At 60.6% G+C, this 21392-nt stretch carries 15 protein-coding genes; 9 read left to right on the forward strand and 6 right to left on the reverse strand.

Translation table 11 applies throughout. The features are described from left to right. Nucleotides 1-3: 3 nt before the first annotated feature. Nucleotides 4-1851 (reverse strand): 3'-5' exonuclease, encoded by a 1848-nt coding sequence (locus MQW23_RS06345; RefSeq protein WP_252107002.1) that lies wholly within the window; start codon nt 1849-1851, stop codon nt 4-6. 264 nt (nt 1852-2115) lie between these two features. Here MQW23_RS06345 and MQW23_RS06350 point away from each other — a divergent pair, with 264 nt between their 5' ends. Next, nucleotides 2116-3414, forward strand: a complete 1299-nt coding sequence (locus tag MQW23_RS06350) for an MFS transporter (RefSeq protein WP_252107003.1) — start codon at nt 2116-2118, stop codon at nt 3412-3414. On the opposite strand, the gene MQW23_RS06355 is transcribed toward MQW23_RS06350, so the two are convergent. Beyond that, a complete protein-coding gene (locus tag MQW23_RS06355; RefSeq protein WP_252107004.1) occupies nt 3411-3932 on the reverse strand; it encodes a hypothetical protein in 522 nt (173 codons plus the stop codon). The two genes, MQW23_RS06350 and MQW23_RS06355, sit on opposite strands and share 4 nt — an antisense overlap. A gap of 64 nt (nt 3933-3996) precedes the next feature. Further along, nucleotides 3997-4890, reverse strand: a complete 894-nt coding sequence (locus tag MQW23_RS06360; protein ID WP_252107005.1) for a LysR substrate-binding domain-containing protein — start codon at nt 4888-4890, stop codon at nt 3997-3999. Between the two features lie 529 nt (nt 4891-5419). Between MQW23_RS06360 and betT the strand changes: the two genes are divergently transcribed. The 7 genes from betT to MQW23_RS06395 all read left to right on the forward strand — a co-directional run bounded on the left by betT (nt 5420) and on the right by MQW23_RS06395 (nt 16079). Beyond that, nucleotides 5420-7441: a choline BCCT transporter BetT gene (gene betT, locus MQW23_RS06365; protein WP_252107006.1), complete on the forward strand. Its 2022-nt coding sequence runs from the start codon at nt 5420-5422 to the stop codon at nt 7439-7441. A gap of 298 nt (nt 7442-7739) precedes the next feature. Continuing rightward, nucleotides 7740-8498 carry an SDR family NAD(P)-dependent oxidoreductase gene (locus MQW23_RS06370; RefSeq protein WP_252107008.1) on the forward strand — a complete coding sequence of 253 codons (759 nt, stop codon included), beginning with the start codon at nt 7740-7742 and terminating at the stop codon, nt 8496-8498. A gap of 138 nt (nt 8499-8636) precedes the next feature. Beyond that, complete coding sequence (locus tag MQW23_RS06375) at nt 8637-9407, forward strand: MBL fold metallo-hydrolase (RefSeq protein WP_252107011.1); 771 nt, start codon at nt 8637-8639, stop codon at nt 9405-9407. A gap of 221 nt (nt 9408-9628) precedes the next feature. Then, nucleotides 9629-11767 (forward strand): TonB-dependent siderophore receptor, encoded by a 2139-nt coding sequence (locus MQW23_RS06380; protein ID WP_252107012.1) that lies wholly within the window; start codon nt 9629-9631, stop codon nt 11765-11767. A gap of 296 nt (nt 11768-12063) precedes the next feature. After that, complete coding sequence (locus MQW23_RS06385) at nt 12064-13887, forward strand: CocE/NonD family hydrolase (RefSeq protein ID WP_252107013.1); 1824 nt, start codon at nt 12064-12066, stop codon at nt 13885-13887. Between the two features lie 108 nt (nt 13888-13995). Further along, nucleotides 13996-15312, forward strand: coding sequence for a short-chain fatty acid transporter (locus MQW23_RS06390; RefSeq protein ID WP_252107015.1), 1317 nt, complete (start codon nt 13996-13998; stop codon nt 15310-15312). Nucleotides 15313-15398: 86 nt separating this feature from the next. Further along, nucleotides 15399-16079 (forward strand): GntR family transcriptional regulator, encoded by a 681-nt coding sequence (locus MQW23_RS06395; protein WP_252107017.1) that lies wholly within the window; start codon nt 15399-15401, stop codon nt 16077-16079. Nucleotides 16080-16158: 79 nt separating this feature from the next. On the opposite strand, the gene MQW23_RS06400 is transcribed toward MQW23_RS06395, so the two are convergent. After that, a complete protein-coding gene (locus MQW23_RS06400) occupies nt 16159-17067 on the reverse strand; it encodes a ferredoxin family protein (protein ID WP_252107018.1) in 909 nt (302 codons plus the stop codon). Continuing rightward, the gene (locus tag MQW23_RS06405; protein ID WP_252107019.1) at nt 17064-17909 is read right to left on the reverse strand and encodes an ABC transporter ATP-binding protein; all 846 of its coding nucleotides are present in this window, start codon (nt 17907-17909) and stop codon (nt 17064-17066) included. Before MQW23_RS06405 ends, MQW23_RS06400 begins: the two co-directional genes overlap by 4 nt. Nucleotides 17910-18202: 293 nt before the next feature. Here MQW23_RS06405 and MQW23_RS06410 point away from each other — a divergent pair, with 293 nt between their 5' ends. Continuing rightward, on the forward strand, nt 18203-20341 hold the full coding sequence (locus MQW23_RS06410; protein ID WP_252107020.1) for a TonB-dependent receptor: 2139 nt from the start codon (nt 18203-18205) through the stop codon (nt 20339-20341). Nucleotides 20342-20376: 35 nt separating this feature from the next. On the opposite strand, the gene MQW23_RS06415 is transcribed toward MQW23_RS06410, so the two are convergent. Then, nucleotides 20377-21390: a FecCD family ABC transporter permease gene (locus tag MQW23_RS06415; RefSeq protein WP_442908592.1), complete on the reverse strand. Its 1014-nt coding sequence runs from the start codon at nt 21388-21390 to the stop codon at nt 20377-20379. Nucleotides 21391-21392: the final 2 nt, after the last annotated feature.

The following is a 21392-nucleotide window of genomic DNA, read 5'->3' on the forward strand; positions in this document are numbered from 1 at the left end:
TTTTTAGGCCGAGGCCAGCTCGCTCAGCCGCTCGGTATACCAGTTCACCTTGCTCCCAGTCACCAACAGACGCCTTCGTGCCCGCGTCATGCCCACATAAAGAAGCCGGGCTTCCTGGGCCTGTTTTTCTTCGGCAGGGTCCAGCGCGCCTAGGCCGCTGAGCAGTACCGTGTCGAACTCCAGGCCCTTGCTGCTCTGGCGGCTTAGCAGGACCACTTCATGGGCGTCCGGGTCGTAGCGGCGTTTATCGAAGGATTGTTGCAGGCAGCGGCTGGGAATCCCGGCGTGTTGAAGCGCCTTATGAAACCGATTTCCCTGGGCGTTGCTGGTATAAACCACCGCGATGCTGTTCAGCTCGCTTCCCTGTTCCTGCCAGGTCTTTATACAGCGTACCAGGTAGTTGGCCTCGGCGTCGTCGCTTTTGAAGGCGCGAAACGCGGGTTGAGGGCCGCTGACGCCGGCTACTTCCGGGGCGATCAACGGTACGTGATCGTCATCACCGTCGTGCGCCTTGAGGAAATCCCGGGCGAACTCGTAGGCGAAGCTCAATATCTCGCGGGTGTTGCGGTAGTTGAGCTTGAGGATGGTGGTACGCCCGCGCGCCTGCACCCCGGCCGATGAGAGCGGAAATTTCAGCGCGCCTTTCTGGTAGATCGACTGGGCGTCGTCGTAGAGCAGCAAGAGCGAGTTGGTATTCGGATCAATCATCTGCACCACGAGCTTGAGCCAGGCCTGCTCGAAGTCGTGGCCCTCGTCAATCATTACGGCGGCGTACTGGGCGCGAGGAATGTGCGCTTGATCGACGGCGTGGATAACGCTTTCCACCTGGCGCTCATAAGCGGGGCGGCTGCCGGGCAGCAGGTCGACGTTGTACGTCTTGAGCTGCTGGCCGCACCATTCGTGAAAATGGTGCACCTTCACCTTTTCGAGCAGGCCTTTTTCGGCAATGAAGCAGCGAAGCCGGGCGGCCAGGGTGATGTTAAAACAGAGCACCAGGATCGGCTTGGAGGTGGCTTGGGCCAGGTGCAGGCAGCGGTAGCCCAGAATCAACGTCTTGCCGGAGCCGGCCACGCCGTGGATCACCCGGTGGCCGTCGCCCATGCTGCGTGCCAGCTGCTCCTGCTGCAGGTCCATCACGCGCACGATGTCCGGTACCACGTTCGTTGCCAGCGCCTCACTCTGCTCTTCGTCATCGAAGAGGTTGCCGGTGGGGGCATCGATGCGCACCTCAGGAAAGAGCTGCCAGCGAATGCGGTCGAGCTGGGGCAGGGTGAGTTTGTCGCCGAAGCGGTACTCGAACATTCCCCATAGGCGCTCCTGAAACGCTTCCGGGTCGGCGGTGGCGAGCATTTCATCCTTGCAGATGAGTAGGCGCCCGGGCAGCACGGCTTCCTGCGCTTCTTCGCTCATCGCGGCGTCCCACTGCCGCCGTGTGATGTTGGGAAACACCACGCCGAACCCATAGGGAAAGCAGAGCTTGCCCTGATAGCGGCCATCGCCCTGAGTGAGTTGCGGGTCACGCTCAAGCTGGTTGAGAGCGGTAAAGGCGCACTGGCGCGCCTGGACCAGCGGGTTGCTCACCGTCTTGCGCCCTTTTGGTGTATCGATGACCGCGCTTTCCGGCGTGATCGAGTGCAGGGTATCGAGCTTCCAGTCCTTCACTTCGAGAAACAAGAGCCCGCGGGCGGGATGTAGCACGATGAAGTCCGGGTAGCGACGCTGCCGCCCCAGCGGTATGTCGTACCAGACGATGTAGTCGTCCTCGAGCAGGCTATCCAGGCGCTGCGCCACGCGGCGCTCGCCGCTGGTCATACGGGCAATGGTGGAAAGCGCGGGAATGAAGGTGGCCATGGTGTCGAGTGTCCGAAGGCGAGCCGCTGGCTGTTTAGTAAAATATTATTAGATTCCTCATTCTAGCGAGCCCGCTGAACCGCTTCAATTTAAAAGCGATGTTAAAAGAAGCGACTAACAGACGTGGCTGGTTTTAGCGCGTCCCTTATAACTCCTCCCAAGTGATGGCAATTACCACTCTGGCCCCCTTTATGCATGATGTTTCCCAAAGCCACCCCCGGCTTTATTGACACGACCGGGCTGCCGCCCGGTAACGAGGAGCCCATGCGTTCATTGACGATGCTGCGACCGGTGAAATCGATTCTCTACAGCGTGGCACTGCTGCTGCTGGGCAATGGGCTGCTCAATACGCTATTGAGCCTGCGCGGGGTGAGCGAAGGGTTTTCCACCGTGCTTTTGGGGCTGGTGATGTCCGGCTATTTCGTCGGGTTCATCTGCGGTACCTGGGTGAGCAGGCGGTTGATTCGGCGGATGGGGCACATCCGCACCTTCGGCTTTTGCGCTTCGCTCTGCGCCACCGTGGCGCTTTTACACCTGGTATTCGTCACGCCCTGGGTGTGGCTGCCGCTGCGGGTGATCTACGGGCTTTCGTTCATCACGCTGATCACGGTGATCGAGAGCTGGCTCAACAGCCAGGCAGCGAGCCACGAGCGCGGGCGTCTCTTCGCCGTCTACATGGTGGTCAACCTGGGATCGCTGGCGGTGGCGCAGCAGCTGCTGCGGATCTCCTCCATCGAGGGGTATTTGCTGTTCGTCATCATCTCGATGTTGATCAGTTGGGCGGTGCTACCCATCACACTCACCCGGCGGGTGCAGCCGAAAGTGAGCGAGCGCCCGAAGAGCAGCCTGCGCGCGCTTCTGGGTTTTGCGCCGCTGGCGGTGGCCTCGGCGGCGCTCTCGGGGCTGGCCATGGGCGCATTCTGGTCGATGACGCCGGTTTACGCCGACCACATGGGCTTCGATATCGCCGGGGTGGGGCTGGTGATGAGCACGGCCATCGTTGGCGGGGCGCTGCTGCAACTTCCCATCGGGCGCTTTTCCGATAAGCACGACCGGCCGGTGGTGCTCACTTGGGTAGTGCTTGGCGCGGCGCTGGTGGCGCTGATGATGCCCTTCGCACCCAGCCAGCCCGCGCTGCTGGGGCTCTATTTTCTGTGGGGCGGGCTCGCATTTTCGCTCTACCCGCTGGCGGTAGCGCAGCTGATCGATCAGCTCCACCCGGACGAAATCGTGGCAGGCTCGGCGGACATGCTGGTGATGCACGGCGCCGGCTGCGCCGTGGCACCGCTGGCGGCGGGCACGCTGATGCACTTGGTCGGGGATCAAGGCCAGCCGCTTTATATCGCCAGCGTGTTCCTGCTGCTGGGGCTCTACGCTATCTACCGCCGCCGCCGGGTGCGGGCGCTGAAGACCCATACCGCCCACTTCGAGCCGATGGTGCAAGGCAGCGCCGAGGTGCTGAGCATGATGTTCGACGACGCCCAGCCGGATCTCTTCGACGACCCGAGCTTTTACGAAGCCCACGAACGCGAGCGACTGGTGACGATGCTTCGCGAGGGTTAACCCGGTGGCCGCTTGTGGTTCGATGTGGCGATCACCAGGCCCACTACGATCAGCATGCCAAGGGGAATCATCCAGCCGCCGAAGAAGACGTTGATGTTGGCATCGCCCAGCGCGCTGGTACAGCCAAAGCCTCCGAAGCCGAAGGCACAGCCGTAGGGCTGGCGGTCCAGCGAGACGATCAGCCCTATCCACAGTGCTATCCCGGTTACGGCGGTGAACAGCATCGCGCCCACGCGCTGGGAGCGGCGCAGCAGGGTACGAATCGCCACCCATACCACCAGTGCGTAGGGCACCACCCAGCCCACTACCGCCAGCCAGTTGTGCAGGGAGTCCTCGACGAACAAGAAGGTCATGTTCAAACGCGGGTCGCAGGCCAATTTGACGGTTGAATCCACCGGGCGATGAGCGCCATAAATAACATCGGCACAACGGTAGGGCGTATAGGCGAACCCCCAGGCGGCCAGCCAAACCGGCAGGCACAGGGCGGCAATGATGAGTAGCGTTCGATGGCTCGGCACAAACAGGTTCCGCAGATTTATTCTTTAGAGATCATAAGAATACCATTGTCGGTAGCCTAGGCGATCACAATGACTCCTCTCGTACCGGGAAGCGGGCGCTGACGTGCTTCTTGAGCCCAAGTGCCAATTGACGACTCGCATCGCTTTGCCCGCCGGGGGCGCGGTGTAGCGCGATGTCGGTATGAGGAAGTTCGGGTAGCCCTTCGCGCGTGCCAAGAATGCGAAGATCCTCGCCGATCATCGACGGCGTGAGAATGGTGATCGCAAGCCCGGCTTTCACCGCCGCCGTGAGTCCGGATAGGCTCGCGCTGGTATAGGCGATACGCCAAGCGATGCCTGCGGCGTCGAGGGCTGCGATCCCGCGCTCTCTGAAGCTACAGACCCCATCCTTCGAGACCGCCAGCGGCAGCGGTGAGCGGCGCTGGGTGTCGTAGCCTGGCGCCCCTGCCCAAACGGTGTCTTCTCGGCATAGAACCTCCCCGCCGGGGCTGTTACGTTGGCGCGTGGTGATCGCTAGATCCAGCGCACCGACCCTGACCTCTCTTACCAGATCGACGCTCAAGCCGCAGTGAACCTGAAGCTCGACGGCGGGAAAGCGCGCCTCAAAATCCGCTAGCGCGGCGGGCAGGTAGACTACGTAATCATCGGGAATGCCCAGCCGAACGATACCGTCGAGCCGTTCGTTGGTGACTTCCTGCCAAGCGAGAGCATTTTGGCGCAGCATCTGCCGTGCGTGGGCGAGCAGGCGTTCGCCGGCGGGAGTGGGTACTGGCGAGGCGCGCCCGCGCTGCAATAGCGGCTGACCAAGCGTCGCTTCGAGGCGTTTCATATGAGCGCTGACCGTCGACTGCGCGATATGAAGGGTTTCGCCGGCAGCGGTGAACCCTCCTGACTCCACGACGCTGACGAAGGTATTAAGCAGTATGAGATCCAGCGGACGAGCAGCGGGGGTATGCATTATCACGATTCATGATGGATGTATTGTTTATCTTCGTTTTCATTATGGTGCGCTCGACGTCAGGATGTCGAGGTTTTCATCCTACTGCTTGACCCGCAAGCGTGGCCGCCCGGCCGTTCTGGCTTTGAGGCATAACGCCGTTGAAAATTTGGGCGGGTGGACAGCGTGGGTAGCGTCGGGAATAACGAATTCGACGGAGAGAGGCGATGCCGGCAGACGATTCGAAAGAGGAGGGTAGCAAGCCCGCGTTACCCAAAGTGCTCGAGCGCCAGAAATCGTTGGACAGGTTTTATATGCCCGCCATGCCGCCGCTGGGTATGTGCTCTTGGATCAAGCGGCACATCACGCGGCTGATGAAGAGAAGCAAGCGATCTCGCTAGACCTGGCGTCGACGCGCATTCGTTGTGGCAAATAGCGCTGCCTACCCAAAAGCCCGTCATCCGACGGGCTTTGTCTTTGCTTTGCTGGCTCGCCCAAAAATTCAAACACAGGATGTGTCGCGAATGAAACACACGAGTGGAAAGTGAGTATGAGTAGTCAAGACGTTTCAAAAAGTACGCGCCCGGGGGGTATCAATCCTCCGGTTTTTTATCCGGCTGCCGCGTTGATCAGCCTGTTTTCGCTGTTCGCGATTTTGGCACCGGAAACGGCAGGGCGAGTTTTCGGCTCGCTTCAGGACTGGATCATCGATACCTTTGGCTGGTTTTATCTGCTGGCCATGGGCGTTTATCTGGTGCTCGCGCTAGTGCTGGCGCTGAGCCGCTACGGCAACTTTAAACTCGGGCCAGACCATAGCGAGCCCGATTTCAGCTATCTCTCCTGGTTCGCCATGCTCTTCTCGGCCGGCATGGGGATCGGGCTGATCTTTTACGGCGTCGCCGAACCCATCTTTCACCTGGCCAATCCGCCGGTCGGCGAGGCCGGGAGTGCGGCCGCCGCGCGCGATGCCATGCGCCTGACGTTCTTTCATTGGGGGCTTCACGTCTGGGGCGTCTACGCCATCGTCGCGCTGGCGCTGGCGTACTTCAGTTTCCGCCATGGCCTACCGCTGAGGATTAGCTCGGCGCTCTATCCATTCATCGGCAAGCGCATTTACGGGCCGATCGGGAACGCAGTGGACGTGTTCGCGGTGTTCGGCACCATGTTTGGTATTGCGACATCACTAGGGCTTGGCGTACTGCAGATCAATTCGGGGCTCAACTATCTGTTCGATGTGCCCACGACAACCTCCGTTCAGCTCTTGCTGGTAGCGGGGGTCACTGCCCTGGCCACACTGTCAGTCATTCTGGGCCTGGACGGCGGCATACGGCGTCTCTCCGAGTGCAACCTTTGGCTCGCGCTCGTACTTCTGCTGTTCGTGATCGTCGTCGGCCCGACGCTGTTCATCTTTCAATCGCTGGGCCAGAACGTCGGCTCGTACCTCTCGTCGCTCGTCGACATGACATTTAACGTTTACGCCTATACCGGTAGCGAGGACACGGAGGCGTTTCTCGGCGCCTGGACCCTGTTCTACTGGGCCTGGTTTATTGCTTGGTCGCCGTTCGTGGGCATGTTCGTGGCCAAGGTCTCGCGAGGCCGAACGATTCGTGAGTTCGTGCTTGGCGTGCTTCTGGTGCCGGTAGGGGTGACCATGGTTTGGCTTACGGCTTTCGGCGATACCGCGCTTCACGGCGTGCTTGAGGGCACGATGCCGGATCTAGTCGATCGCGTTTTCGCCGACAGCTCCACCTCGCTTTTCCACTTTCTCGATGCGCTGCCGCTGTCCAGCATCTCATCGGTCATCGCGACGCTGCTGGTCATCACGTTCTTCGTCACATCGGCGGACTCCGGCTCGATGGTCATCGACTCCCTCACCTCCAAGGACGGTGATGAGTCGCCCGTATGGCAACGAATCTTCTGGGCAGTGGCTGAAGGCGTAGTGGCCGCCGCGCTAATTTTGGCAGGCGGTCAGAACGTGCTGGCTGCGCTGCAAGCCGCGTCACTCGCCTCGGCCCTGCCGTTTGCGCCGATCCTGATTCTGGTCGGGCTGGGGCTTTTCAAGTCGCTGCGCATCGAGGCGCTCAAGCGCGACAGCCTGCAGCAGGTCGCCAATACTCCGAGCAACGTTTCTCGCGTGGGCACCGGCGGTGGCTATCGCTGGCAGAACCGGCTCGAGACGCTGGTCTCTTCGCCCAAGCGCCAGCAGGTGATGACGTTTCTAATGCAGACCGTCGAGCCGGCCATGCGCGACGTGGCAGAGGTTTTCGAAAACAAGTCTCTCGATGTAGCCATTACGCATGAGGAAGATCGCTGCTACCTGCGCGTCAGTCACGGTGATGAAAGTGACTTTATCTACGGCATTCGAGCGCGCGCTTACGTGGCCCCGGCCTTCACGCTGAACGGCTTGCGCCAGAACTCGCGTTCGGAGAAGCGTAGTCACTACCGCGCCGAAGTCTTCCTTCGCGAAGGAGGGCAGGAGTACAACGTGGTCGGCTACAGCACAGATCAGTTGATCGGTGACATTCTCGATCAGTACGAGAAACACCTGCACTTTTTGCATCGCATTCGCTAGGCATCGGCGCCGTGATGGCCCTATGCACGATTCTTTCGAATCACTGGATTCTTGAGGTGGTCTTGGCGGGCTTCAAGCCGCGGCGGTATCCACCGGACTGCCGTTCACGATCGTGCTGGTGATCGGCTGCTACGGCTTGATTAAGGGGCTGATGTCGGAGCCCCGGTTACCCAAGGCCAAAGCAGCCAAAGCCAGCTAACGCTGTATGCGTTTGGAGTCATCTAAAGGTGGCTTTGAGTCCAAAGCCGGTCTTGAAAGCCAGGCATTCGGACTCCGATCCACGAACATGAGGAAATACATGAATCTTGCGAACAAGATTGCCGTTGTCACCGGAGGTGGTCGAGGTATCGGTTTGGGTATTACCGAGGCCTTACTCGAAAAGGGCGCGCTTGTCCTGATTGCCCAGCGCCAGCCGCTGGAGGGCAAACTGGCATCGAACCGCAATGTTGTTTGGGCAGAGGCCGACCTCAGCCATCCAGAAGCCCCGGCACTGATTGCCAAGGCGGTGGAAGACGCGTTTGGCGGCGTCGATGTGCTGGTCAACAACGCTGGAATGATGTTCGAGGAGACGCTCGAGGAGATGAGCGTGGAGCGCTGGGATCGCTTGATGGCGATCAATATGCGAGCGCCGGTATTTTTGGCTCAGGCGCTATTGCCACAGATGCGCCAACGAGGTGGCGGTAGCATCGTCAATATTGGCTCGATCGAGGGGATCGGCGCGAACCCCGGGCACATCGCCTACTGCGGGTCGAAGGCCGCGGTCCATGGATTCACGCGCGCGCTGGCGGTGGACCTTGGGGATGACGGTATTCGCTGCAACGCCGTCGCACCGGGCTGGATTCACTCCGATCTCAGCGAAAAATACCTGGAAGCCCAGGACGATCCGGAGCAGGCGCGCACGGATCTCTTGCGCCTGCACCCGGCAGGGCGTACAGGTAGGCCAAGCGATATCGGCGCGACCGTGGCATTTCTCGCAAGCGATGAAAGTGCCTTCATCAATGGGCAAATCATCGTTGTCGATGGCGGTCGTACCGCAAAACTGTCGCTACCGTTTTAATGCCCCATGGCCATTATGGGATCAAACCCCCAGCGTTTTGGGCGGCAGACATTCGCTCGACCCGCGATCGATCACGCCCGCGCCAACACGTTAATACGCCTCTAACATGACGAAACGTTCATCCACAGGAGAGTCATCATGCACATCAAACAGGTTCGTAACGCCACGCTGCTTATCGAATTCGCCGGTAAAAAGTTTCTCATCGACCCCTACCTGGCCGAGAAGAACGCCTATCCCGGCTTCGAAGGAACTGCCAATGATCACCTGCGCCACCCCCGCGTCGAGCTGTCTACCCCCATGAGCGAGATCCTCGATGTGGATGCCGTCATCGTGACGCATACCCACGACGATCACTGGGACGAAGCCGCACAGCGTCTCGTACCAAAGGATCTGCCGCTGTTCGCTCAGCACGAGCAGGACGCCGATTTGATTCGCAGCCAAGGGTTTACTGACGTCCGCGTGCTAAGTGAGCAGACGCGCTTCGACGATGTCAGCCTCGTCAAAACGCCCGGTCAACACGGTAGCGACGAGGCGCTAGCGGCCGTTGGAGAGATTCTGGGCCAAGTGTGTGGCCTCGTGTTCCAGCATCCCGACGAGAAGGTTTTATACCTGGCAGGCGATACCATCTGGAACGAGTATGTAGCGGCCAACCTCAACAACTACACCCCGGACATTACCGTGCTCAACGCGGGCGATGCGCAGATACCCGGGCTTGGCTCGATCATCATGGGCACGCAAGACGTAGCTAAAGTCTACGCGGCGGCCCCTCAGTCGATGCTCATCGCCAGTCACATGGAGACGGTCAACCACTCGGTGTTGACGCGGGCCGAACTGCAGGCGTTTTCAGCGCAACACGACATGACCGACCGACTGCTGATTCCAGCAGACAACGAAGGCTACGAATTTTGAAAGCACAAGCCAGGTATGGGCGCCGAATACTGCATGGCGGCGCTCATGGTGAAGTCCATCGACCGAGGTTGGCATAGGCGAGCAGCGGTGGCGTTTAGAGCAAACGCAACGCGACGTTGCGCTTTCAACGCTTGTTAAGCGCTTTGGTTTGTGGTGGTGAATAAAAATCTCTATCATTCGCTTTACTCAATCGCCCCTTGCTCTTTAACGAGACCGATCATATGGATTCCAGGCCCTTTACCGTCGCGCCTTTATCGCTGGCCGTTCGCCGCTCGCTACTCTTTTCTCTGACCGGGGCGCTTTTTACAGCGCCTTTGGCGGCGCTTGCCCAGGAGCAAGCGGTGAACTTGGGCACCACCACGGTCACCGCCACCGCGCTCAAGGTCGACACACCGGATATCGAAACGCCGCGCTCGATCTCCACCGTCAGCAGCGAAGCGCTCGACACCCAGGGCGTGCGCACCTTCGATGAGGCCTTTCAGTATCGCTCTGGCGTTACCTCCCAGCCTTATGGTGACGACAACAACGCGGACTGGTTTCTGCTGCGCGGTTTTAGCGCCGAAAGCGCGACCTATCAGGATGGCCTGCGCCTGTTTCGTACCGGCGGCTACTTCTGGTGGCTCACCGAAACCTTTGGCCTCGAGCGGGTCGATCTTCTCAAGGGCCCGGCTTCGATCCTCTACGGCGAGGCGCCTCCGGGCGGGGTGATCAACGCGATCAGCAAACGCCCGACCCGTGAGCCCCAGGGCACCATAGAGCTTCAGGCGGGTAATCACGACCACCGCCAGGTGGGAATCGATACCTCGGGCCCGGTGGGCGAAAGCGACGACGTGCGCTACCGCATGGTCGGGCTTTATCGCGACCGCGAAGGGGAGCTCAACGGCACCGGCAGCGAGCGCTACTACTTCGCGCCGAGCCTGGCCGTCGACTTCAGCGACGACACCACGGTGACCTTTCTGGCCAGCGTGCAGAAGGACCGCGGCACGCCGACCTCCGGCTTCTTTCCGGCTCAGGGCACCGCGAACGCCACGCCGCTTGGCCGCATCGACCCGGAAACCAACTACGGCCAGCCGGATTTCGATACCCTCGATCAGCGCCAGACCTCGCTGGGCTACGAGCTCGAGCATCAGATCAACGACACCTGGGAGTTCCAGCAAAACGCCCGCTACGCCCATCTCGATCTGGAGCTCAAAAACGTCTACCCGAACTCTTTCGTGACGCCGCCGCGCAGCATTTCCCGCGGGGTGATCGACCGCGACGGGGATTACGACGCCTACACCCTGGATAACCGCCTGATTGCGCGCACCTACACCGACAACACCGAGAACACGCTGCTGCTCGGCGCGGGCTACCAGAAGCTCGATTTGAACTACGTCAACCGTGACAGCTTCCGCACCCTGGGCGACGGCTCGAGCTTCTTTGCCAACATCGATACCGTCGATCTCTACCAGCCGGACTACGCAGCGTTCAGCGAACCGGACACCGGCGACCCCACCCGGCACGATCTGAGCCAGCGTCAGTTCGGCTTCTACGTGCAGGATCAGCTGCGCGTCGCGGACAACTGGATCTTTCTGGCCGGCGCCCGCTACGACAACGTGAAAAGCTCCGAGGATTTGAGCGACAAAACCGGCCGCTCTGATCAGGGCTACGACGACGAACAGGTGTCGCTGACCGCCGGCGCCATGTATCTGGGCGACAACGGTATCTCGCCGTACGTGAGCTACAGCGAATCCTTTACGCCGGTGGCGGGTAGCGGCCCGAGCGGTGAAAGCTACCGGCCGCTGGAAGGCCGCCAGCTCGAAGCCGGGGTCAAGATCGCGCCGTTCGATATCGACGGCTACGTCACCATCGCCGCCTTCGATGTGGAAGAGGACAACACGCTGATCTCTACCGGCGCGCCGGTACAGGAGCAGGCCGGAGAGCGCCGCTCTCAGGGCCTGGAAGTGGAGGGCGTGGGCTATCTGACGGATGCGCTGCAGCTCACCGCGGCCTACACCTACACCGATGCGCGTTATGACGTCAGCGACGCCCAGCAGGACGAGCGCGTGCCGCTGGTGCCGCGCCACGCCGCCTCCGCGCGCCTGGACTACGACGCCAGCCAGTTCGTGCCCGGCGTCTCCGTCGGTGCCGGCGTGCGCCATGTGGGTGAAAGCGAGCCAAGCCCCGGCAGCAGCGTCGACGGCAGCGTGTCTTCGGCCACCGTGTTCGACGCCGTGGCCAGCTACGACTTCAACCCGAACTGGACCGCCCAGGTGAACGTCAACAATCTCACCGATAAGGAGTACGTCAGCGGCTGCGACTTCTACTGCTACTACGGTGCCTCGCGCAGCGTGATCGGAAGTATTAGCTACCGCTGGTAGGATTTTTCACTTGTGCACAAAAAACCCGGCTCAGGCCGGGTTTTTTAGTGGGCGGACATTTCTATAAGTTTTGATGCTCCCTTTTGGCTACTCCTCCAAAACTTATTCTTCCAAGCCCCGGCTTTCATGCAGGGCGTTATTTTCATTCCATTTTTACGCTCCACCGCGTTCAACAAGGCTTAGTACCGCGATAAAACTGAGGGTGCTTTTAATTTGAAATGTCTTTAAAAATATTTGACATGTTAAAAATATAAATTCAACCTTCTTAAAAAATCTAACATCCTGAAGGTATTTTAATGAGTGACAGTTTTCAGTTTCACCCGGAAGCGTGGATCGAGCATCGTGCGCCACGTTTTAAGGGCCAGCGCCTTTCTTCTCGCTATTTGATGATGCAAGACGGCACGCGGATCGCCGTCGATGTGCACCTGCCTGGTAATGAAGAAGCCGGCGAACGCTTTCCCGTAGTCGCCTTCTTTACGCCTTATTACCGGCGCATGAAGCTGACGCCCGATGCGCCTCAGGATTTGGAGGATTGCCCCAATATCGGCGTGTTTCGTTCGCTGCTGCTGGCGCGCGGGTACGCGCTGGTTGCCGTCGACGTACGTGGCAGCGGTGCATCCTTTGGCGTCAGGACCGGGCTTCGTTCGCCCAAGGAGCGCACGGACTACCTGGAAATCGTCGAGTGGATCAATGCTCAGGCGTGGTGTAGTGGGTCGATCGGCGTTACGGGTATCTCGTATCTAGGGGCGGCGGCGGATTTCACCGCGTCCTGGGCGCACCCGGCAGTCAAGGCGATCGTGCCTCACTCGGCGGTATGGGATACCTGGTCCAACCAGCTCTATCCCGGCGGGGTCATGTGCCGGCGGCTGGTCAAAGAGTACGGCAATCTAATGGACGCACTGGACGATGACGCAGCCGAAGATCGGAACAAGTTTCCCTATTTCAGTGGCACTCACTACGATGGCCCAGCGCCAGTTGATGAAGATACCGACGGCATCTTGCTAGCCGAAGCGCTCGAGGCGCACAAAGCCAATTTCGATATGGCCGACTTCGTCCACCAACTGACCTTTCGCGACCGAGCGCTGCATACCGACCCGGATTTCAGCTCGGCGATCATTAGCCCTTACTACTACGCCAATCGTGATGCAGATAGCCAAACTGCGGTTTACACAATTTCGGGCTGGATGGATGGCCACTACGCCAAGGGGGCGGCTCTGCGCTACCAGTGGCAGCAAAATCCGAACAAACGTCTGCTTCTGGGCGCTTGGGATCACGGAGCACGCACCGGCGCAAGCCCCTATCGCCATGACCCGCAGCCTCAAGCAAAACCTTTGGCCGAGACGCTGCGCTTCTTCGACGAGCACCTGATGGGGATCGCGACCGGCCTCAAAGACGAGCTTCCGGTTCACTACTACACGGTTGGCGAGGAGCGCTGGAAAGCCGCTTCGGAGTGGCCGCCCTGTGACATCCGGTGGCACACGCTCTATTTCCAGCCGAATAGCGGTCTGGCGGCCGAAAAACCGCAGGCGCTGGATGTTGCGGACCACTACACCGGCGACTATCGCTGCGGAACAGGCAATCAGTCACGCTACAACCGCTTGTACGCGCAGAACGTGGAGGGGTATTACGCCGACTGGGACGGGCGCGATCAGACCATGCTGAGCTACACCACCAGCGTACTGGACGCCGACATGGAGTTGACCGGCCACCCCGTCGTGCGGCTGCACATTGAAAGCGATACCCAAGACTGCGCGCTGTTCGTGTATATCGAAGATATCGATGATAAGGGCAAGGCAAGATACGTGACCGAAGGCGTGTTTCGGGCACTTCACCGCCGCGTTGCCCCGGCGCATCCTAACTTGCCTCCGCTAGGGCCAGAACACAGCTTCAACGAGCGGGATGCACGCTATCTCATCCCAGGGGAGTACAGCGAAGTGGCTTTTGATCTGCTGCCCACTTCCTGGCTTTTCAAGGCGGGCCACCGCCTGCGCGTCGCCATTTCCTTGGCCGATAGCGATCACTTTTCGCGCATTCCCGATGGCGTGGTACCCACGATCCACGTCGGCCGCAGTCAGCATCGCGCCTCGGCTATCGAGCTTCCGCTCATGCCACGCGAGTGATACTCGCTCATAACAAAGTGCCGCGCTTTGACTGGGCACGCTAATCGACGGCTGCAAAAAACGCCCAACTGCAAAAAGCTCTAAAACAAACCAACAGGGTACTCAACGATGCAAACATTAACGCGATACTGTCTGAGATTCGTGCAGACCTGCCTACCCAATGCGCTACTGCTGGCCATGGCGCTTAGTGTGGTCGTGTTCATGATGGGCGTTTTGCTAGAAGGCCAAAGCGCTACCACCATGCTCAATGGATGGGGCGACGGCTTCTCCAACCTTTATCGATTCGCGATGCAAATGTCGCTGATTCTGCTGACCGGTTTCGTCATCGCCAAGACGCCAATCGTCGCCAGAATGATCGACCGTCTCGCCTCCATGCCGACGTCGCCAGGCCAAGCCGCCGGGGTCGTGGCCGTAGTTTCCATGGTCACGTTCTACGTCAACTGGGGTTTCGGGATGATCGTGGGCGCATTTTTGGCGCGTGAAATGGCTCGGCGCGTGCCCGGGCTTCATTTCCCCCTAGCCGTGGCTGCCGCCTATTCCGGTGAAATTATCCGTGGCACCACCGCCTCCATTCCGCTGCTGATGGCCTCGGAAGGCAACTTCATGCAGGACGTAGTGGGCGTAATTCCGATCACCGAAACGCTCTACGCTTGGTGGAACGTAGGGCTTTCGGTGATCCTTCTATTCCTGCTGTATTTCGTGTTTTCGCGCATTAAACCCGAAGCCGATGAAATCGTGCAGTACCAAGGCGAACCGCTGGACAATACGGTTGAGCAGGTCGATACCAGTCAAATGCCTTGGGCCGAAAAACTCGAGCATTACCGCTTGCCCAACCTGGTGATGGCGCTGCTACCCATCGGCTACCTGATCATCAACTTCCAGGAATTAGGATTCACCCTAAGTCTGAATCTGGTGATTTTAATTTTCTTGGCCGTGGGGCTCATCTTGCAGCCGAGTCCGGCAAGTCTGGGCGCGGCGGTCAAGGAGGGCATTCTTGCCTGCCGCGGTATCATTATCCAGTTCCCGCTCTATGCTGGTATTGCCGGCATGGTGCAGGTGTCGGGGCTGGCGGACAGCATGGCTGGCTGGTTTGTCGAAATCGCCAATGTTCACACCTTCCCGGTCGTGACCTTCATCTCCGCGGGTATTGTAAATATCTTCATTCCTTCCGGCGGCGGCCAGTGGGCGATCCAGGGTCCCATTATGCTTGAAGCTGCGCAGCGCTTGGGCGCCGATATCCCGCAAACAATTATGGCATTCACTTGGGGCGATGCCTGGACCAACCAGATGCAGCCTTTCTGGGCGCTGCCGCTTTTGGGCGTGGCCGGGCTTTCCGCTCGCGACATCATGGGTTACTGCGTTATGTGGACCTTGATATGCGGTGCCACCATTATGTCCGTCTTCGTGGTGCTGTCGCTGCTTTGAATCGTTTCGAAAACCAGGCTAGATGATAAACTAAGGTGGTGTCTCGGGTTTCCGGACACCGCCTTGCTTTTAACATGGAACGTTTCATGGCTCCCAAGAAGAAAGTCAGCCTGAATGCTCAAGCCTTCGATATTATCAAGCGCGATATCATTGCCTGCCGTTTGAGGCCGGGGACGACCATCACCGAGGTGTGGTTGACCGAGCACTACGCGTTTGGAAAGGCGGCGATTCGCCATGCTTTGACGCGACTGGCCCAGCAAGGGTTAGCCGTCAATCACGGCCGTCTTGGCTATACCGTTGCCCCGATCACCCTTAAGGGCATTCGCGAAAGCTATCAGGCCAGGCGCCTGCTCGAGCCTGAACTATGCCGGTTAGCGGCGGGCAGACTGGATAAGGAAACGCTCAGCGCTCTTCAGGAGTGCAGCCAAGCGACCTATGACCGCCACAGCACTGCCGAAATGATCGACTACTCCTATGCTAACCATCGGTTTCACAGCCTGATCGCGCGCGCCGCTGGCAATCAGCGCCTAGCGCGGCTCATTGAGGAGCTATCGGAAGATCATATGCGCATTGCCTACGTTAGCATGGTGTATGGGCAAAGCGATGGCTATTGGAGCGAAGAGCACGCCGAGCTTGTCAGCGCACTCAAAAAAGGCCAAGGCGATATCGCCGCCCGGCTGATGGATGAGCATTTGAAGCGCGGCGAACAAGCGATTATGCAGGCCGTACTGGAATTGCCCGATTTGCTGGAAACCGCCATCGGCTAATGAGGCTTATCACGCTGCAATCGCTACATCGCGATGTTTACTCGTCGCGTTTTTTTGTGGGTTTAGATGTGGATATCCATCAACCGTTAATGGCCTCAATGCGGGTAGCCTGCCACACGAAGCTTTCCGTGGGCCCCTGGTCGAGATCGGCGCAGGTGTCGACGCGTAAAAGCGCGACGCTCTGGCACTGCACCTCGAACGTGGTGGTATGTTCGGCCTGCTGGCACTGCCAGCGAAGCGTGCGCTGCTGTTCGTCGCCCTGATCGTCGGTCAGCGTCAGTTGGGAAAAGGGCGCCTCAAACTCAAGGCGTTCAAGCAGCGCCACCTCGGCGCACTGCTGGGCCGGGGTAAGCCGCGAATCGCCCCGGTAGCCGGGCAGAAACCGCCGCCCGCTGGCCTCAGTGCGCAGAAAGGGCAGCACCTGCTCGGGGCGAAGGCGCCCGTACTTGCGCACATGGGGCAGCACGATGAGGCTGGCGGCCAAACGGCACCCGCCCAGGTGGCTGCTTTCCCATACATCGAAAGGCAGGGCGTGCTCCAAAACGGCGGCGGCCAGCGCCTTGTAGGTGCGGTAGCCGTATTTCGCGCAGCACTTGTCCTTCTTGCCGTGAGTGCAGCACAGAATCAGGTCGGCTTCCGGCGGCGCCTGCTCCCACTTGGCAAGCGAATGGCCCTCGCGCCACCGGTCGAGAAAGCGGGGCAGCTCATCGCGCGCCACGTTGAAGCGGCGGCGTTCCGGCATCAGAAATATCTGATGGCAGGTGGCGTCCTGTGCCCGGCGGTGAATCAGGTTGACCCGCCGGCCAGCGGCGGCGATCTCGTCCAACTGCGTTTTCAGCGAATCCGCCATGTCGCTTGCGTGGCGCAGGTTGCGCTGCCACTTGGCGCGGGGCCAGCTGATCAGCAGGTTCTGCTCGGCGTGGGCGGCGCTGCCCGCCAGCGGGTCGTGCTGCTGCTGGCTCAGCTCGGCGCAAAAGGTGTGGGTCATGAGGCTTTTCGGGGTGAAAGGCTGTAGGGCGGGCGCTCAGGCGCGCGCTTTCGCGGTACGCAGATCGGGCGGCCGCTTTCCGGATCATTGAGAACCTGGGCGTCGAGTTCGAACACGCGCTTGAGGTTCTCGGCGGTGAAGACTTCGCCAGGCGCGCCCTGAGTCACGATGTGCCCGTCGCGCATTAGCACCAGGCAGTCGGCGTAGGCGGCGGCCAGGTTCAGGTCGTGCAGTACCAGCAGCAGCGTGCGGCTCTTCTCGTGGGCGAGCCGCGACAAAAGCTCCAGAAGATCCACCTGTACCTTCAAATCCAAAAAGGTGGTGGGCTCGTCGAGCAGGATCAGGTCGGTTTGCTGGGCCAGCACCATGGCAATCCAGCAGCGCTGGCGCTGGCCGCCGGAGAGCGCATCGACACCGCGCTCGGCAAAGGCGCCAACGTCGGTGTAGGCCATCGCCTCGCGCACGGCCTCCTCATCCTGGCGGCTGTTTTTCTGCCATAACCCCTGGTGAGGAAAGCGACCCATGCCGACCAGTTGGCGAACGCTCAAGCCTTCTGGTGCCACCGGGCCCTGAGGCAGAATTCCCAGGCGCTTGGCCACCTCGCGGGTAGGGCGCTGGTGAATGTCCTTGCCGTCCAGATAGACCTGCCCGGCGCTGGGGGCGAGCGTACGCGCCAGGGTCTTGAGCAGTGTCGACTTGCCGCAGCCGTTGGGGCCCAAAAGCACGGTAAGACGGCTTTCCTCGATGGCGATATCCACCCCTTTCAGCACGGGCTCGACATCGTAGCCGGCGCGAAGGCCAGCGCCGGTCAGGCGAGAAAGTGGGGGCGAAGAGAGCGTCATGGGCGGGCTCGTGCAGTCAGCGAACGGAGCAAACCCTAGGATAAAAAATTCCCATTTTCAATATTTTCCCGTCTTTGCGCCTTCTTCTGGTACGACATATCGCTACACATTAAAGGGCATTAGCGCACGAATGAGTCGAACGCGGTGTTCCATTTTATAGAAAATAAGGGTCTAATATGCGCAATACAATCATTATCATTTAGATGCTCGTTTAATGCGGGTATTTGCGCGCGCCAACACAAGGCACATCGAAAAGCGGTTAAAAAAGCTGTTAAAAAAAGGGGTAGGACAAGGTGAATATCGATAAACGCATGGCCATCTGGCCAACGGTCACCCTCGCCGGGCTGGTGGCGGCGACGCAGGGCTTTGCTCAACAAACCGAATCGGGTGAACCGGTTAGCCGCAGCAGCGCTGAGCCGACCATGGTGGTCACTGCCTCGCGCACCAATGCAACCGTGGAGGACTCGCCGCAGACGGTGCGCATCATTAGCGAGGAGGAGATCACCCAGCAGCGCCAGATGACCAGCGACTCGTCTCAGATCCTCAGCAACCTGCTGCCGTCCTACTCACCCAGCCGCCAGAAGATGAGCGGCAGCGGCGAGACGCTGAGAGGCCGCACGCCGCTGATCCTGATCGACGGTATTCCCCAGTCCAACCCGCTGCGCCCGACCGGGCGCGAAGCGCACGCCATCGATTTCTCGATGGTCGAGCAGATCGAGGTGATCCAGGGCGCCAACGCCACCAACGGCGTGGGCGCGGCGGGCGGGGTGATCAACCTGATCACCAAGCGCCCGGAACCCGGCTCCTTCAACCAGTACGTGGAGGGCCAAGTCACCACGCCCACTAGCGAGCTCGACGGCGAGACGCTGAGCTACAAGGCGGGCTACGGCGTGAGCGGCAACAGCGGCGACGTGGATTATTTGTTTTCGGCAAGCGTTGAAGACCAGGGGCTGTTTCTGGACGGCAACGGCGACGCGGTCGGGGTGGACAACACCCAGGGCGATCTCATGGATTCGCGCTCGTATGATCTGCTGGGCAAGCTCGCCTACTGGATCGACGACGACCAGCGCCTGCAGTTCACGCTCAACCACTATGATATCGAAGGCCACAACGACTACGTAAGCGTCACCGGCGACCGCGCGAACGGCGTGGTCACGACCTCGCGGCGCGGCACCCCCGAAGGCGATGCGCCCTACAACCGGGTGTGGACGACCGGGCTTGGCTACGACCATTTCGATCTGGCCGGCATGCAGCTCAGCGCCCAAGCGTTCTACCAGGACTACGAGGCGCTGTTCGGCGCAACCGACTCGGCGACCTTCCAGGACCCGGCGCTGGCGCCGGTGGGCACCTACTTCGACCAGACCCTAGCGGCGACCACCAAGTTCGGCACCAAGGTCTCGCTGACCCGTGACGACCTGTGGGACGAACGCCTGAAGGTAACCCTGGGCTTCGATACGCTGTTCGATGAAACCGAGCAGTACCTGTACACCAGCGATCGCACCTACGTGCCGCCCACCGACTACACCGATCTCTCGCCGTTCGTGCAGGCCGACCTGCGCCCGGTCGACTCGCTTCTGCTCTCCGCCGGTGCGCGCTACGAGTACGCCAAGCTCGACATCGATAGCTACCGCACCGTGGCGGCCAACAACGGCGTGGCGGTGGAAGGCGGTGACCCGAGCTTCAACGAAACGCTCTATAACCTGGGCGCGGTCTGGAGCCCGGTCGAGCACTGGAGCCTGTTCGCCAACTACTCCGAAGGCTTCTCGATTCCGGACGTGGGGCGCGCGCTTCGCGGCATCAGCACGCCGAATCAGTCCGTTGGCAGCATCGATAACCTCGCACCGATCGTCACCGACAACATCGAGACCGGGGTACGCTTCGAGAACGGCCGCCTGGCGGCGGAGCTCAGCTACTACGAATCCTCGTCGGATTTCGGCAGCCGCCTGACCGAGATCGACGACGTCTTCTACATGCAGCGCCAGGAGACCGAGATCAAGGGCGTCGAGGCCGCGCTGGACTACCAGTTCACCGACCGCCACTCCGGCCGGGTGGCCTACTCGCGCATGGACGGGCGCTATGACAGCAACGAGGACGGAAACCTGGATGCCAAGCTCTCGGGGCTCGATGTCTCGCCGGATCGCCTGACCGCCAGCTGGTCAGCGAACTGGACCGATGACCTCTCCACCTTCGTGCAGGCCAACTACGCCTTCGATGAAACCTTCGATGAGGCGAACCGCGAGTTCGACGGCTACCTGCTGATGGACGCGGCAATCGGCTATCAACTGCCAGTCGGCCAGATGAACGTCGGGGTGTCCAACCTGCTCGACGAGCAGTACGTGACCTACTACTCGCAGAGCGCGCTGGTCAACGACGAGCGCTACTTCGCCGGTCGCGGGCGCACGTTAACGCTGGGCTATCGTCTGGAGTTCTAGCGTCAGGATGATCGCGAAGGCTTGGCGCGTTCCGTCTATCGCGTTCTATAAAGCAGGTAGACGAAAAAGGGCGCGCCGATGCCGGCCACGAAGATTCCCGCCGGCAGGTCCTTGGGCAGAAAGGCGACCCGCCCCAGCAGGTCGGCGCAGAGCACGATGAGCGCGCCGACCAGCGCAGCGGCGGGCACAAGCCTTGCCAGATGACGACCGGTTAGCCTTGCCGCGAGATGCGGCGCCATCAGCCCAACGAAGCTCAAGCCCCCGGCAAAGGCCACCGCCGCGCCGGCCAGCACCACGCTGCAGGCTAAAAGCGCCAGCCGGCTGCGCGTGATGGCCACCCCGAGCCCCAGCGCCACGTCGTCGCCCAGCACCATGGCATCGGCGTGACGGGCAAGCATCAAGCAAACCGGCAGCGTCACCAAAAGCCAAGGCAGTAGCCCCCGCACATCGTACCACTGCGCGCCGTAAAGGCTGCCGGTGAGCCAGACGTAGGCCGCCATGGCCGCCGCGTCGTCGCCGATCACGATCATCATCGTCGTCCCCGCGCCCAGCGCCGCTACCAGACCAATCCCCACCAGCACCATGCGCGTCGGGCGAATGCCCCGTTGCCAGCTCAGCCCGGTCACTGCAAAGGCCGCAGCCAGCGCGCCGAGCATTGCCGCCACGGGCAGCCAGTGGATGCTCAGGGTCGACCCCAGCAGCGCCAGAAACGCCACCGCGGCGAAGGCGGCGCCGCTGGTGATGCCGATCACGTCCGGCGAGGCCAACGGGTTGCGCACGATCGCCTGCAACAGCGCCCCGGCCACGGCCAGCGCTGCGCCAACCAGCACCGCCAGCGCGATGCGCGGCAGACGAAGCTCCCAGACGATGAAGGCGATGTCACTTTTTGACGGCGCGATTAACGCCTCGGCCACTCGGGCCGGCGAGGTCGGAAAACTGCCCAGACACAGCGACAGCGTCGCACTGGCGATCAATAGTAGAAAAAGCGCTAGCAGCGTGGCGCGAAAGGAGGCGAGCGCGGCGGGCGCTGTGCGCGAAGAAGCGTTCATGT

Origin of the sequence: Halomonas sp. S3-1-1, assembly GCF_023757625.1 — a bacterium.
In the GTDB taxonomy this organism is placed as follows: Bacteria; Pseudomonadota; Gammaproteobacteria; order Pseudomonadales; family Halomonadaceae; genus Vreelandella.

Excerpts from the sequence above, each read along its gene's own strand:
- MQW23_RS06405 (WP_252107019.1), bottom strand. The coding sequence starts at position 17,909 with ATGACGCTCTCTTCGCCCCCACTTTCTCGCCTGACCGGCGCTGGCCTT.
- MQW23_RS06350 (WP_252107003.1), top strand. The coding sequence starts at position 2,116 with ATGCGTTCATTGACGATGCTGCGACCGGTGAAATCGATTCTCTACAGC.
- MQW23_RS06400 (WP_252107018.1), bottom strand. The coding sequence starts at position 17,067 with ATGACCCACACCTTTTGCGCCGAGCTGAGCCAGCAGCAGCACGACCCG.
- MQW23_RS06385 (WP_252107013.1), top strand. The coding sequence starts at position 12,064 with ATGAGTGACAGTTTTCAGTTTCACCCGGAAGCGTGGATCGAGCATCGT.
- MQW23_RS06395 (WP_252107017.1), top strand. The coding sequence starts at position 15,399 with ATGGCTCCCAAGAAGAAAGTCAGCCTGAATGCTCAAGCCTTCGATATT.
- MQW23_RS06380 (WP_252107012.1), top strand. The coding sequence starts at position 9,629 with ATGGATTCCAGGCCCTTTACCGTCGCGCCTTTATCGCTGGCCGTTCGC.
- betT (WP_252107006.1), top strand. The coding sequence starts at position 5,420 with ATGAGTAGTCAAGACGTTTCAAAAAGTACGCGCCCGGGGGGTATCAAT.
- MQW23_RS06345 (WP_252107002.1), bottom strand. The coding sequence starts at position 1,851 with ATGGCCACCTTCATTCCCGCGCTTTCCACCATTGCCCGTATGACCAGC.
- MQW23_RS06375 (WP_252107011.1), top strand. The coding sequence starts at position 8,637 with ATGCACATCAAACAGGTTCGTAACGCCACGCTGCTTATCGAATTCGCC.
- MQW23_RS06360 (WP_252107005.1), bottom strand. The coding sequence starts at position 4,890 with ATGCATACCCCCGCTGCTCGTCCGCTGGATCTCATACTGCTTAATACC.
- MQW23_RS06370 (WP_252107008.1), top strand. The coding sequence starts at position 7,740 with ATGAATCTTGCGAACAAGATTGCCGTTGTCACCGGAGGTGGTCGAGGT.
- MQW23_RS06390 (WP_252107015.1), top strand. The coding sequence starts at position 13,996 with ATGCAAACATTAACGCGATACTGTCTGAGATTCGTGCAGACCTGCCTA.
- MQW23_RS06415 (WP_442908592.1), bottom strand. The coding sequence starts at position 21,390 with ATGAACGCTTCTTCGCGCACAGCGCCCGCCGCGCTCGCCTCCTTTCGC.